Below are 14,517 nucleotides of genomic sequence, written 5' to 3'. Positions count from 1 at the left end.
AAAAAAGAGATGCCCCTAGTTTAGGTCACCTCTAATCTTTTAAGAAAAATATTTAATTACCGTTTCAAAGCAATCTTCTTCCATAATAGTTTCACCATATTCTTGGAGACGGAATACTGTTAATTTAGAGCTACCTAGATATTCGTTAATAATTGATCGAATGTTTAGACGTTCCTCTTTTTCAGTAATATTTGTGAAATCAATTGCTACATAATAGTAATTCTCATATTTGTACAAAGATGATTGTAAACCAAATGTTACGATTCGATTTGCAACTGGGATTAATTCATCAATGTCTTTAAATTTATAAATCGAAATATTTGTGATTCCTTGATGATGAACACCTTCTTCTTCATCAAAAGAATCAAAAATAGATTCATCTATATTATGTTGGGAAGCTTCACGGTGCTCCTCGAAGCTAGAAAGCAAGGAGTTAGATTCACTGTCACCATTAATATTTGCACGAGTAACAATGACTTCAAGTCCATGTTCAGAAGCATTTACATGAATCCAAATTGGGCCATCTAAATCAAAGTAATCTTCTGTATTGATTTCTCCAATCATATCCCAAAAGAGTTCTTCTCCTTTTGCTCTGTTGTACCATATTTCTTCACGGCTATATCCGCGATCTTCAATATCACGATACGTAATAAAGAGCTTTATCGTGTTTTCGTTTACGCGTTCGATGTCCATTAGACTTCAACTCCCTTCACAGTCATTCGTTGAAAAACAAGGAAAGCGTTCTTAGTATGTTTTGATTAACAAGATTTAATCTGTTAATTCAAAAAGTGTTTACGCCAGTATTTCTGGTTAAGAACAAAACATTATTTATTTCTATAATTATGTTTTATTCTATAACTCTATTGTATGATTACCTAATAAAAATGAAAAGAAAAAAACACCGGCCAAATAAAATTATTTGAATATTGAAATTGTAGTTGACAATACTTTTGAAATCAAGTGAAAAATTTTAAAAGATTAATTATTATATGTTAAAGTGATTCATTAATATTCCCTGCAAAAATGTTCTTCATTTACTATAAAAATAAAAAAAGATAAAACCCAAGGAAAATGGATTTTATCGATTGCTTTTAGATTAAACAAATACAGGTTTAATTCACCATTTTTTGCGCCTCTAACAATTGGAAAGCACGAACTTTTCTAGGTAAGAAGCGGCGAATTTCATCTTCATTGTATCCAACTTGAAGGCGCTTTTCATCTAAAATAATTGGTCGACGTAATAGGCCTGGGTGTTCTTGGATTAGTTCGTACAATTGTTGTAATGGTAAGCTTTCAACATCTACATTTAACTTTTGAAAAATTTTTGAACGAGTTGAGATGATTTCATCGGTTCCATCTTCTGTCATTCGTAATATCTCTTTTATTTCACCTATTGTTAATGGTTCTGAAAAAATATTTCGTTCTCTATAAGGAATTTCGTGTTCTTCTAACCAAGCTTTTGCTTTTCGACAAGATGTGCAACTTGGTGATGTAAATAATGTTACGATCATTATGACACTTCCCTTCTTTTGATTAATAATCTATTCTCAACTTTTTATTAGATTAGAATTAATTTAATTTAAAATAACGTCTTAATTATACAACATTCTTTCTCATTTGAATACAACTTATTAAGAAAATAAATAGAATATCGAGTTAAATTATTTTCATTTTTTCTCTTTCATGCATATAATTTATACATTTTTACTATACATGTCTTCTATTCCCTTTTTTTATGGTATTAAAACTAACAAATTTTACAAAAATAATTCTCAATTAGATAACATTAATCGAGAAATAATCATAACTTTCTGTAAATTCTGACGCTTATTACCCCATTCTCCTTGCGCAAGTCATTTGTACAAATGAAAAAGTTCCTTTAAATAACAATATCTTAACCACGTTACAATGTTACCCATCGTTATGTTTTTTCATTCAATGGCAAAAAAATATTATTTGCAATTAGTAAAAATTTTTTATATATTAATTATCAAATATATATTGGTGAAAAATTGTAAAAACAATGACAAAGAGTAGTACATTTGTTCTTCCGTTATTATTAGAGAATCTGTGGTTGGTGCAAACAGATACGGTGCAAATGGAATGGACTTTCGAGTTGGCTTTATGAACATGTTAGTAGTAAAGCTCGTTTCCTTCACGTTACGAAGGTCAAGTGGTCTATTTATAGACAAGCTGGGTGGTACCGCGGATTCAACATCATTCGTCCCATTACGAACATTTCGTAAGGACGCATGATGTTTTTTATTTTTAGAAAAGAAATTTAGGAGGATTTATTGATGAAAACAATTTTTTCAGGAGTTCAACCAACTGGGGTTGTTACACTAGGGAATTACATCGGGGCTTTTATGCAGTTTCCTGCTCTTCAAGATGAAGGGAAAGCCGTTTATTGTATAGTAGATCAACATGCAATAACACTACCACAAGATCCAAAAGAATTACGTTCAAATATTCGAACGCTAGCAGCTACTTATTTGGCAACAGGAATTGATCCTAACAAAGCAATTCTATTCATACAATCAGAAGTTCCTGCACATGCACAGGCAGGTTGGATGTTACAATGTGTTGCATCAATCGGTGAACTTGAGCGTATGACCCAATATAAAGATAAATCAGAAGGGAAAGAATCTGTACCAGCCGGACTTTTAACTTACCCACCATTAATGGCAGCAGATATTCTACTATACAATACTGATATCGTTCCTGTAGGGGATGATCAAAAACAACATATTGAATTAACACGTGACCTAGCAGAACGTTTTAATAAACGTTACGGAGAAGTATTTGTCATCCCAGAGATTCAACTTCCAAAATCTGGTGCACGAATTAAATCATTACAAGAACCAACAAAAAAAATGAGTAAATCAGATCCAAACACAAAAGCAACGATTCGTTTTTTAGATACACCAAAACAAATTGAAAAGAAAATTAAATCTGCTGTGACAGATTCAGAAGGCGTCGTTGCTTTTGATGAAAAAAACAAACCAGGAGTTTCAAACCTTTTAACAATTGAATCTGCAGTTACAGGAATAGCGATTGAAACCCTTGTTAAAAAGTATGAAGGGCTTGGCTACGGTGCTTTTAAAGAAGGTGTAGCTACTAGTTTAATTGAACATTTAACGCCTGTCCAAGAAAGATTTAACGAACTTATCGACTCAGAAGAATTAGATAAAATTTTAGATGAAGGTGCAGAGAAAGCAAACGCAATTGCATCAGCTACGGTTAAAAAAATGGAAAACGCGATGGGATTAGGTCGAAAATCAAGATAAACAATACAATGATTGATCCAATCGCTAAATATAACTCATGAGTACCAACAATAAATGCCCAAACTGCAGTCCAAGAATAACCGAGAGTTCTGTAATTTAAATATAAAAGTAGGTTGCCTACGGATATGACACATATGCCATAGCTAAATAAAAAAAGCATAAAACGAAACATGTCCAACACTCCTTTTATAATTTAATATTCATGAGTGAAAACAAAAATGCCTTTAGCTTTTCGCTAAAGGCATTTTCTTATCGACATATTATTTAGTCTACTTTTCTTAATAATAAGCTTGCATTATGTCCACCAAAACCGAGAGAATTTGACATTGCATATTCTACAAATTCTTTACGTGCTTCGTTTGGAATATAATCTAAATCACATTCTGGATCTGGAGTTTCTAAGTTAATCGTTGGTGGTAAAATTCCTTCTTTAAGAGCTAAGGCTGTAAAAATTGTTTCAACCCCACCTGCTGCTCCTAATAAGTGACCAGTCATCGATTTTGTTGAACTCATTGCTAATTTGTATGCATGTTCTCCAAATACAGATTTTACTGCCATCGTTTCAAATAAGTCATTGTATGGCGTACTTGTACCGTGGGCATTAATATAACCAACTACAGTTGGAGCTACTTCTGCATCTTCTAAAGCTTGTTGAATTGCACGAGCAGCACCCTCGCCATTTGGAGCTGGAGCTGTAATATGGTATGCATCTCCTGTTGCACCATATCCTACGATTTCTGCATAAATTTTTGCGCCACGAGCTTTTGCAAATTCATACTCTTCAAGGACAATAACTCCTGCACCTTCTGCAATAACAAATCCATCGCGGTTTTTATCGAATGGACGTGATGCAGTTTGAGCATCTGTATTTAATGATAGGGCTGTACTTGAACAGAATCCTGCTACGGCCATATTTACAATTGGTGCTTCTGCTCCGCCTGTAATCATCACATCAGCATCACCACGTTGAATAACTTTAAATGCGTCACCAATTGAATTTGTTCCTGATGCACATGCAGTAACGGAACATGAATTAATTCCTTTAGCTCCTAAATGGATAGAAACTTGACCAGAAGCCATATTCGGAATCATCATTGGTACGAAGAATGGACTAACACGACGTACACCACGTTCTTGGAAAACTTCCATTTGTTTTTCGTACGTTTCCATTCCGCCAATACCTGAACCAATCCAAACACCAACTTTTGGTGCAATTTCTTCTGTAATGTCTAAATTTGCATCTTTTACTGCCATGATCGAGGAAGCCAATGCGTAATGAGTAAAGCGGTCCATTTTGCGTGCTTCTTTACGATCAATATATTGTTCAATATCGAAATCTTTCACTTCTGCTGCTACTTTTGCTGGGAATTTTTCTGCATCGACTCTTGTTAAAGGACCTACGCCAGATTTACCTGAAATTAAATTTTCCCAAGTTTCTTCAATTGTATTACCTAAAGGTGTAACTGCTCCAACACCTGTAATGACTACTCTTCTTTTCATAGTTTTCTTATCCCCCTTAGGTTATAAACTATTTTCATTGAAATAAATTATTTGCCCCATTTGATTACAGCCGCACCCCAAGTTAGGCCGCCTCCGATACCAACTAAGACTAGTATATCATCATCTTTTATTTTACCATCATCTAATTCGTCTTTTAAAGCTAATCCAATAGAAGCCGAAGAAGTATTTCCATATTTGTGAATTCGTTTAGATAATTTTTCTTCTGGTAAGTTTAGACGTTCCCTAGAAGCTTCCATTATACGAATATTCGCTTGGTGTGGAATTAAGAAGTCAACATCTTCTTTTGTTAGTCCTGCTTTTTCTAATACCGAAATAGCAGATTCACCCATTTGGCGTACCGCGAATTTAAATACTTCTCTACCGTTCATAGCGATATGGTCTACTTCATTAAGATATAAATGTTTTCCACCCGTACCATCTGCGCCTAATTCAAATGCTAAAATTCCACGTCCTTCAGAAACTTCACCTAGCACTGCAGCACAGGCACCATCACCAAATAAAACAGCGGTATTTCGATCTGTCCAATCTGTTATTTTCGATAGTTTTTCAGCACCTACTACTAATACGTATTTGTATGTTTGCGTCTCAATAAACTGTTTTGCAGTAGCAAGTGCATAGATAAATCCAGCACAAGCAGCCGCTACGTCCAATGCCGCTGCATTAACAGCACCAAGTTTTTCTTGTAATTGGCATGCCACACTTGGAAATGCTTGATCTGGAGTTACAGTAGCAACTAGTATTAAACCAATTTCGTCCGCTGTAATCCCTGCGTTCTCTATCGCTTCTTTAGCAGCTAAATAAGCTAAATCAGAAGTGTTTTCATGATCTGCTGCAATTCTTCTTTCTTCTATACCAGTTCTTGTTCGAATCCATTCGTCATTTGTATCAATTCTTTTTTCTAAATCGAAGTTCGTTACGACATTTTCCGGAACATATTTGCCTACCCCAATTATCCCTGCATTCATTTTGAAAAGCCCCCTTTTTTATGACTTGCATTTAGTACTTGGTCATAATTATAGCTCATAATGTTGCGTTACTCAACCTTATTTTCACGAATTGTTCTAAAAGTTTATTGTTCTTTCATGTTTTCCTATGGTATGATATTTAAGATGAATATAGATATACTATTTAAAAGTTATAGTAGAGGTGAAATTAGATGCAATATATTATGTCATTTGTATGGTCATTCTTACTAGTTACAATGGTAACGTATGTAGTAAGCTCAATTTTGAATGTACCATTTAGCTTAATTACTAGCTTAGTTATCTCAGTTGTTTTCCTAATTCTGATTGTTATCATCAGCGCAATTATTCCAAACGAACCAACTCCAGATGCAGAACATCATTAATTTGTAAGGTAGGCACTTCCTGTTATAGGGAGTGCTTTTTTCTTTGGGCTATTTCCGAGCAATGGTTAATTTGCACTGCCGAGATGGTGTTGTGAATGCATTTTTTTGGCGACGTTTACTTGCGTTTTTGTTATCATCGGGGGGATGAAGACATTTTTTTCGACTTTATTCTAAATTTTTGTTTTCATCGGGGTTATGAATACAGTTTTTGCGGATTTTTTCCGGAATTGTTGTATCCATCAGGCAAGTTCCGTTCTCCACTTTATATTACAACTTTAATTGGAGGTGGGCATGAAGTCTTTGCATTTTCCATAAGTGTCACTTATAGTTTGTATCAATAATCACATTCACTGCAAATCCCCACAAATTATGCAAAAAGACAGCAGCAAACTCATTTTCTCCTGAGTCTACTACTGTCCAAACATAGCTTTTATATTTTTTTCACCACTAACTGATCATCTTCTAACAATACTTGTAATCTATCTCCTGGTAGAGCTTCCCCTTTTAGCAGCTCCATTGCAACGACGGTTTCTACGTTACGCTGGATGAATCGTTTTAATGGTCGTGCTCCGAACTGAGGATCGATTCCATGTTCTACAACCCAAGTCACAACTTCTTCGGAAACATCTAACTCAATTTCTTGTTCTGCAACGCGCTTTTGTAGCTGCCCGACATATTTCCAAGCAATGGCGTTGAAGTGATTCGACGTTAACGCATGGAACATAATGATATCATCCACTCGATTTAATAACTCTGGTTTAAAGTGTAGTCTTAGTTCAGCCATCACTAAATCTTCAGTTGTTTTCTCAGGATTCGGGTTTGCTTCTAACAAGTGATGCGATCCAATGTTAGACGTCATTATCACTACGGTATTCGTAAAGTTGACAAGTCGTCCTTGGCTATCTGTAATGCGGCCATCATCCAAAATCTGCAATAGAATATTCGCTACATCCGGGTGTGCTTTTTCGATTTCGTCCAACAACACAACAGAATATGGGTTACGGCGGACAGCTTCTGTTAACTGACCCCCTTCTTCATAACCAACATATCCAGGAGGTGCCCCCACTAAACGTGACACACTATGTTTCTCCATATATTCACTCATATCAATTCGAATAAAGTGATCTTCTGAATCAAAAAGTTGGGCTGCTAATGCCTTCGCTAGCTCGGTTTTCCCTACCCCAGTTGGACCTAGGAAAATAAAGGAACCAATTGGGCGGTTTGGATCTTTAATACCAGAACGTGCTCGCCATACAGCTTCCGTCACCAATTTCACGGCTTCATCTTGACCAACGACTCTTTCATGGAGCGTATCTTTTAAACGTAATAATTTATTACGTTCTCCTTCAACTAGCTTCGTCACAGGAATGCCTGTCCATCTTGAGATAATTGATGCGATTTCATCTGCAGTTACTTCTTCTCGGAGAATACGAGTTTCAGAGCCCATTTTCAACTCTTCTTCTAATGCAGATAATTCCTTTTCGATTGCAGGGATTTTACCATGGCGTAATTCAGCTGCTTTATTTAAATCATATTTGCTTTCTGCGTCTTCTAAGTCACGGCGATATTTATCTAGCTGTTCGCGTTTCTTTTGAATCTCCTGTAAGCCTGATTTTTCTTGTTCCCATTGCTTTCGCATATTTGCCGTAGATTGTTTTAACGTCTCTAATTCATTTCGCAATGCTTCTAGACGTTTTTTACTGGCTTCATCTTTTTCTTTCGTTAACGCCTGTTCTTCAATTTCTAACTGCATGACACGTCTTGTTACCATGTCTAGTTCCTGTGGCATTGAATCAATCTCCGTACGAATCATAGCACATGCTTCGTCAATTAAATCAATAGCTTTATCTGGTAAAAATCGATCAGTTATATAGCGATTGGAAAGTTCGGCAGCAGCTATGATTGCGCGGTCATGAATGCGGACACCGTGATGTAATTCAAACCGTTCTTTTAAACCACGTAAAATCGAAACTGTATCTTCAATAGAAGGTTCACGCACCATAACTTGTTGGAAGCGGCGTTCTAGAGCCGGATCCTTTTCAATATACATACGATACTCGTCAAGTGTTGTTGCTCCAATACAGTGTAGTTCCCCACGAGCTAACATTGGTTTTAACATATTCCCTGCATCCATTGCCCCATCTGTTTTGCCGGCACCAACGATTGTATGAATCTCGTCAATAAATAATATGATACGACCTTCTGATTCTTTTACTTCCTTTAGTACTCCTTTTAATCTTTCCTCGAATTGACCACGGTAACTTGCACCGGCGATTAAAGCGCTCATATCCAACTCATATAAAATGCAATCTTTTAATCCTTCTGGTACATCTTTTCTAACGATTCGCTGAGCCAATCCTTCAACAATGGCTGTTTTACCAACACCTGGCTCCCCAATTAAGATTGGATTGTTTTTAGTCTTTCTTGATAAAATACGAATGACGTTTCGGATTTCTTCGTCTCTTCCTATTACTGGGTCCATCTTGCCATTTTTTACTTCTTCGATTAAGTTTCGTCCAAATTGCTCTAATGGTTTTCGATTATCTTGTTGTTGAAATTGCATTATTTACACCTCTTCAACTTTGACCTTTTTTGACTAATTTGATTATAAGATGTTTGAGTAGGAAATGCAAAAATTCACACTATAAAGTTTTTACGAGAAAGAAAAAAAATATGTTATGATGTATTTCAAATACTTGTTTGATTTTGCATCTACTTAAAAGGAAGTGATGGCGTGGTAGTTGATACATTGCCGATTGACATAATTCATTTGTTTGAAGAACACGGTTCATTAATTAAGGTTGAAAAAGGAAGTAATATTTTTCAAGAGGGTGAGTGTGCCACAGAAATTCTTCTAATTAAAGAAGGAACTGTTCAAATTAGTAAGGAAACAGAAGATGCAAAGGAAATTACATTTAGAATTTGCGGTAGTCAAAGCATTATTGGGGAATGCCCATTATTTAGTGAAACAACAGTTAGATCAACAACTGCAAAAGCAAATGTTCATACGGAATTATTAGCGCTAAGTAAAGATTCACTAGAAATGATGTTAACACAAAAACCCGCTTTAATGATTGAATATTTAAAGTGGCTACAAAATGAAAACTTAAAAAATCAAAGTCTATTACGGGATCTTATTTTACATGGAAAAAAAGGTGCGCTGTATTCAACGTTAATACGTTTAGCAAACACATATGGAGAGCCTTTAGAAGATAATAAAATTTTAATCAAACACTTTTTAACAAATACTGAAATTGCTAACCTCTGTTCCACAAGTCGTGAAATGATTAATCGGATGTTGAATGAATTAAAAAAGCAAAAGATTATCAGTTTTGATAAAGGATACATTACGATTATGAATATTAGTTTTTTGAAACAAGCGATTTGTTGTGAAAATTGCCCATCAACTATTTGCAGAATTGATTAGATAGTCGTAGAGCCAAAATTCTCTACGACTATTTGTTTTATCTTATACCCAAGGCCATTTTTGCATAGCGTGACATCATGTCTTTTGACCATGCTGGTTGCCATACAATGTTTACTTCACTATCTTTTACTTCAGGAAGCTCACTTAAAGCCGTTTTCACTTGATCAACAATAACTGGTCCTAGTGGGCAACCCATTGATGTTAATGTCATTGTTATCGTAGCTAAACCTTCGTCATTTAAATCGACATCGTATACTAAACCTAAGTTAACGATATCAATACCTAACTCAGGGTCGATTACGTTTTCCAGCGCTCCAAGAATGCTTTCTTTCATATCTTCGCTTATTGCCATATTCACCTTTTCCCCTTTCTCAATAGTGCTAACTTCATCATATCAAAGGTTAAACTTTATTCCAAATGTTGAGAAAGCCAATCCGTAACAACAATAACACCTTCTCGCGGTACTTTATGCCCATCATTTGGTGATACAATAAATTTTAAATGGTCTTGTGCTTGCACATAGTATGAACGTAACTGCATATAAAAATGATATGTATTTTTAAAAGGAACCGTTGTATCTTTTTCACCATGCCAAAAAAGAACTGGACGTTGATTAAATTTTTCGGGCTCTCTTGTAATATCATATTCAGCCAATAAATCTTGGAGTTGATCTTTTTGTTCTGATGTCATTGGTAATTTTACTCCAATTGACTCAAATTGATTTAATTGATAGTTCGATAACTCTACAAATCCTGGAGCACCCATACAAATAGCTGCTGCTGAAATCCACTCATATTTTTTTAAACAACCTGATGTTATTATGCCACCCATGGAAGTCCCTGCAACACCGATTTTTCCGGATGTAACCAATTCCCTTGAAAGCAATTCGTTATAAAGCACTCCTACCTCTTGAATTGAATTTAAAACAATTTCCCAAAAGTGTAAGTTCATCTTTCCTTCAGACAAATTTTCTGAACGATCTCCATGTAGTTTTGCATCTGGCAAAATGACACGTACCCCTTTTTTTACAAGTTGATATGCATAGTGCAAATTATGTTCCTTTGCGCTTTGAAAGCCATGTAAAAAGATGACGATTGGTGTATGTTCATCCATTTTCTCATCATAAACATGTAATAACGGTATATCTTGCCACATATCATTTTGAACATACATTTTTACCATCTCCTCAAGTATATCTAATTCATGTAAAGCAAAGAATAAAATAACACTTATTAAAATCGTACAATAACAATTTTTTGACTAAATTTATCCATTTAGGATAAAATCATTAAGATAGAAAGGAGAATTCCTTCATGAAGCAACATTTAATTGTGTTAGATTTAGATGGTACGCTTTTAACAGATCATCAAAAAATCTCAGAAAAAACGAAAATGACACTCTTTAAAGCAAAGGAAGCAGGACATCAAGTTATGATTGCGACTGGCCGTCCATTTCGTGCAAGTCAGTTGTATTATAACGAATTAATGTTAACAACGCCAATTGTTAACTTTAATGGTGCGCTTGTACATCATCCTAAAAATAAATCCTGGCAAACAGTTCATACTCCAGTTGATTTAAAAGTAGTTCACGATGTTGTTGATTCAGTGGATAAATATCAATACGAAAACTTAATTGCCGAAGTGATGGACGATGTGTTTATTCATTTAGAAAATAGCCCCATGATGGATATGTTTAAAATGGGCGATCCTCGTGTGACAATCGGAAATTTAAGAGGCAGTTTAAACGAAGACCCAACAAGTTTACTTATACATGCCGAGGAAGATAAGGTTCAAATTATTCGTAATCATTTAGAGGATGTTCATGCTGAATTAATCGAACATCGTCGTTGGGGAGCACCTTTTCATATTATTGAAATTGTGCGCAAAGGGTTAAGTAAAGCAGTTGGCATTTCACTGATTGCAAAGGAAATGAACATTCCAAGAGACAGAATCATAGCTTTTGGCGATGAAGATAATGATTTAGAAATGATAGATTATGCAGGAATTGGAGTAGCAATGTCGAATGGTATATCTCAACTGAAAAGTATTGCTAATGAGATCACTACTTCAAGTAATAACGAGGACGGTATTGCTAACTTTTTAATTGATAGATTAAAGTTATAGCCAAGGAACTTTTCCCAAAGCCCTCACCATAGAATGACAATAAGTAAAGGTGCTCATTCATGTCTAAAGGAGGTACTGAATATATGAAAATATTTGCAGATAGTGGCAGTGATTTGCCAAAGGAATTTTTTGAACAAAACAATGTTGAACTTTTTCCATTAAGAGTAGACATTAATGATACAGATTATAATGATATCGTAGAAATTGAACCGAAAACAGTTTATGATGCAATGCGTCAAGGGGCTGTTCCAAAAACTTCTCAAGTCTCACCAGAGTTATTTTTACAAAAATTCGAGGAACTAGCACAAAGCAAAGAAGAAGGATTATATATTGCCTTTTCATCAAACTTATCTGGTACATACAACACAGCAGTAATGATTGCTGCCCAAGTTCGAGAGCAATATCCAGAATTCAAGCTTAAAATTATCGATTCAAAATGTGCTTCATTAGGATGCGGCTTAGTAGTAAAAGAGGCAGTAAAATTACGGGATGAGGGAGTTACGTATACGGACCTTATCGAAAAAATCAATCACTTTACTCAGCATATGACCCACCTATTTACTGTTGAAAATTTAGATTATTTAGCTGCAGGTGGACGACTTTCAAAATCAAGTGCCTTTATTGGTGGCTTATTGAGCATTAAACCTATTTTACACGTTGAAGATGGTAAATTAATTCCTCTTGAAAAAATTCGAGGTCGTAAAAAAGCCATTAACCGAATAATCGAGATTATGCATGAGCGCGGCGGTGATTTTTCAAATAAAGTGGTCGGTATAAGTCACGGTGACGATTTAACATTCGCCAATGAAGTGAAAGCTTTAATTCAAGATAAACTACAGCCAAAATCATTTGAAATGACGCTGATTGGTGCCGTAATTGGTGCCCATGTTGGACCAGGGACCATTGCCATTTTCTTTACAGATAAAGACTATTAAATAAAAGAGTTGTTCCGGTAAAAGGAGCAACTCTTTTACATTACTTGGATGCAAATGGTTCTTTCGCAATCAGTTCAATTTCATGAAGTTCTGTTGGATTTTTTAAATCTATACTATAGTTTTTTACACGCTTGTTTATCGGATAAATTTCGTAACGGAATTGCATTGGAACAGTTGTTGCTACTTCTTCAATATGTTTTTGGAAATTCTTAAATTGTTTTGCACGATAGTATTTATCAAATGCTTGTGGTGAATCAATATTTTGAATTGTCGTTTCTAATAATTCGGAAGTGTAACGGCTAAAATTATATTGATCAGCTGCTCCATACAATCCCGCTGGCGAAGGGTTAGTTCCTGTCCCCCATGCCCCCATGAAAACATCAATTTCAGGATGATCTGCTTTTACCATATCGTAAAAAGAATTAAACTCTATTAAACGCCCTGTTGTTAACGTTACATTTAACCCAACATCTTTCCAGTTTTGTAAGTAGTAAGCTGTGATTTCTTCCTGAGTGGAATCACCTGCCATGGAGGCTAATTTTATTTCTAATTTTTTGCCCTTTGGATTTTCGCGGAAACCGTCTCCATCCACATCTATATAACCAGCTTTATCGAGAAGTTTCTGTGCTTTTTCCGGGTCATATACATATCCTTTTAAAGAATCATCATGGAACGATTCAAAAACTGGTGGAATCAAAGAATTTGCCCGCACTCGCAAATTATTATAGAGCACTTCAGAAACTTGTTCGATATCTAACGCATAAGCCATCGCTTTCCGTAAGTTCACATCCCCCATTTTTGAGCCTTCTAAATCGGTTACAACGGTATTTTTTGTATAATCGTACTTCCCTACTTTAAATCCAAGGTAAGAATAAAAAAGTTCGGGCCGGCCTAAAATCGTGATATTGTCATAGTTTTCGATTTCCGGCATTTTCGTTGCATTGAAATGTTGGATAATATCAAAATCCCCTGTGCCGATTGCTACAGAAACCGAACTAGATGGAACAACTTTTACTAATACTCCATCAAGCTTAGGCTCACCTTTCCAGTAGTGCTCATTCTTCACATATTGAACAGATTCCCCAGGGACAATTTTATCAATTTTAAAAGCTCCTAGAGTGACAGGATTTTTACGAACAGCATCCGATTGCACTAACTCTTCAACTGGAATATGACCAATTTGATGACTTGGTGCCGCATATGTCCATAAACCGTCACCACCATAGAAAATAGATGGGGATAGTTGCTTAAAGCTTATTTCAATTGTCCTATCATCAACTTTTCTAATGCCTTTGATTGTATCTGCTTTTCCTTCATGATATTCTTTTACCCCAATAATATTTTGGAATTCTGTATTGTACCGCACACCAGGATAGTCCTTGTGTGCAATGATATGGTATGGCAAGATGACGTCTTCAATTTTTAACGGTTTCCCATCAGACCACTTCACACCTTCTCGTATTGTGACAGTTACTTTGTTATTCTTTTGATCTACATACATTGATGCTATTCCTTCATTAGTAATCATGAAGTTTTCATCCACTTCAAAAAGTGAATTCGATGCCCATGACATTAAATCCGCATCATAACCATCTTCATAAAGCTCCCAAGAAAAGATTCCTTGAAACGGCTCATCTTTCACCATGGCAACTTTTAATACTCCTCCATCAATTGGCTTCCCTTTATTTGTTACCGACATTTCAAATGGTGAATGTGAACTTGGAGCAGCAGTTTCTATCATTTCATCCTCTGTCTTGATTATTAACGTTTCATCAACACGGCTAAAGGCTGCTAAAATTAGCAAGGTTAATATTATGGGTGCTAGTATTATCCATCGAGTTATTTTCATAATATCCCTCCCTAGTGTATATACTGG

Annotated in this window: 13 protein-coding genes and 1 other annotated feature; of the genes, 5 read left to right on the top strand and 8 right to left on the bottom strand. The window is 35.4% G+C overall.

The annotated features are described in order from the left end of the window. Positions 1–39 precede the first annotated feature (39 nt). The gene (gene mecA / locus CRO00_RS01780) at positions 40–693 is read right to left on the bottom strand and encodes an adaptor protein MecA (RefSeq protein ID WP_097071923.1); all 654 of its coding nucleotides are present in this window, start codon (positions 691–693) and stop codon (positions 40–42) included. Between the two features lie 419 nt (positions 694–1,112). Next, entirely contained in the window at positions 1,113–1,508 is a 396-nt protein-coding gene (gene spxA, locus CRO00_RS01775; RefSeq protein ID WP_202615613.1) for a transcriptional regulator SpxA, read from the bottom strand. A 506-nt stretch (positions 1,509–2,014) separates the two neighbouring features. Beyond that, positions 2,015–2,232, top strand: a binding site (T-box leader). 65 nt (positions 2,233–2,297) lie between these two features. Between spxA and trpS the strand changes: the two genes are divergently transcribed. Beyond that, complete coding sequence (trpS, locus tag CRO00_RS01770) at positions 2,298–3,287, top strand: tryptophan--tRNA ligase (protein ID WP_097071921.1); 990 nt, start codon at positions 2,298–2,300, stop codon at positions 3,285–3,287. A 264-nt stretch (positions 3,288–3,551) separates the two neighbouring features. On the opposite strand, the gene fabF is transcribed toward trpS, so the two are convergent. Both fabF and CRO00_RS01755 read right to left on the bottom strand, forming a co-directional pair. Further along, complete coding sequence (fabF, locus tag CRO00_RS01760) at positions 3,552–4,787, bottom strand: beta-ketoacyl-ACP synthase II (protein WP_097071919.1); 1,236 nt, start codon at positions 4,785–4,787, stop codon at positions 3,552–3,554. Positions 4,788–4,834: 47 nt separating this feature from the next. Continuing rightward, positions 4,835–5,773 (bottom strand): beta-ketoacyl-ACP synthase III, encoded by a 939-nt coding sequence (locus CRO00_RS01755; RefSeq protein WP_097071918.1) that lies wholly within the window; start codon positions 5,771–5,773, stop codon positions 4,835–4,837. Positions 5,774–5,964: 191 nt separating this feature from the next. Here CRO00_RS01755 and CRO00_RS01750 point away from each other — a divergent pair, with 191 nt between their 5' ends. Further along, positions 5,965–6,156 carry a DUF2929 family protein gene (locus CRO00_RS01750; protein WP_097071917.1) on the top strand — a complete coding sequence of 64 codons (192 nt, stop codon included), beginning with the start codon at positions 5,965–5,967 and terminating at the stop codon, positions 6,154–6,156. Between the two features lie 430 nt (positions 6,157–6,586). Here the strand turns inward: CRO00_RS01750 and CRO00_RS01745 are convergent, their stop codons facing one another. Continuing rightward, on the bottom strand, positions 6,587–8,719 hold the full coding sequence (locus CRO00_RS01745) for an ATP-dependent Clp protease ATP-binding subunit (protein ID WP_097071916.1): 2,133 nt from the start codon (positions 8,717–8,719) through the stop codon (positions 6,587–6,589). A gap of 171 nt (positions 8,720–8,890) precedes the next feature. On the opposite strand from CRO00_RS01745, the gene CRO00_RS01740 reads away from it, so the two are divergent. Then, the gene (locus CRO00_RS01740) at positions 8,891–9,583 is read left to right on the top strand and encodes a Crp/Fnr family transcriptional regulator (RefSeq protein WP_237658296.1); all 693 of its coding nucleotides are present in this window, start codon (positions 8,891–8,893) and stop codon (positions 9,581–9,583) included. Between the two features lie 37 nt (positions 9,584–9,620). Here the strand turns inward: CRO00_RS01740 and CRO00_RS01735 are convergent, their stop codons facing one another. After that, the gene (locus tag CRO00_RS01735; protein ID WP_097071915.1) at positions 9,621–9,935 is read right to left on the bottom strand and encodes a metal-sulfur cluster assembly factor; all 315 of its coding nucleotides are present in this window, start codon (positions 9,933–9,935) and stop codon (positions 9,621–9,623) included. A 56-nt stretch (positions 9,936–9,991) separates the two neighbouring features. After that, complete coding sequence (locus CRO00_RS01730; RefSeq protein ID WP_097071914.1) at positions 9,992–10,756, bottom strand: prolyl oligopeptidase family serine peptidase; 765 nt, start codon at positions 10,754–10,756, stop codon at positions 9,992–9,994. A gap of 140 nt (positions 10,757–10,896) precedes the next feature. Between CRO00_RS01730 and CRO00_RS01725 the strand changes: the two genes are divergently transcribed. Both CRO00_RS01725 and CRO00_RS01720 read left to right on the top strand, forming a co-directional pair. After that, positions 10,897–11,706 carry a Cof-type HAD-IIB family hydrolase gene (locus CRO00_RS01725; RefSeq protein ID WP_097071913.1) on the top strand — a complete coding sequence of 270 codons (810 nt, stop codon included), beginning with the start codon at positions 10,897–10,899 and terminating at the stop codon, positions 11,704–11,706. An 83-nt stretch (positions 11,707–11,789) separates the two neighbouring features. Beyond that, positions 11,790–12,641 (top strand): DegV family protein, encoded by an 852-nt coding sequence (locus tag CRO00_RS01720; protein ID WP_097071912.1) that lies wholly within the window; start codon positions 11,790–11,792, stop codon positions 12,639–12,641. A gap of 40 nt (positions 12,642–12,681) precedes the next feature. Here the strand turns inward: CRO00_RS01720 and CRO00_RS01715 are convergent, their stop codons facing one another. Then, the gene (locus CRO00_RS01715) at positions 12,682–14,490 is read right to left on the bottom strand and encodes an oligopeptide ABC transporter substrate-binding protein (RefSeq protein WP_097071911.1); all 1,809 of its coding nucleotides are present in this window, start codon (positions 14,488–14,490) and stop codon (positions 12,682–12,684) included. Positions 14,491–14,517: the final 27 nt, after the last annotated feature.

Source organism: Ureibacillus xyleni (assembly GCF_900217795.1).
Taxonomy (GTDB): domain Bacteria; phylum Bacillota; class Bacilli; order Bacillales_A; family Planococcaceae; genus Ureibacillus; species Ureibacillus xyleni.
This window is presented reverse-complemented; position numbering and strand designations above follow the sequence as displayed.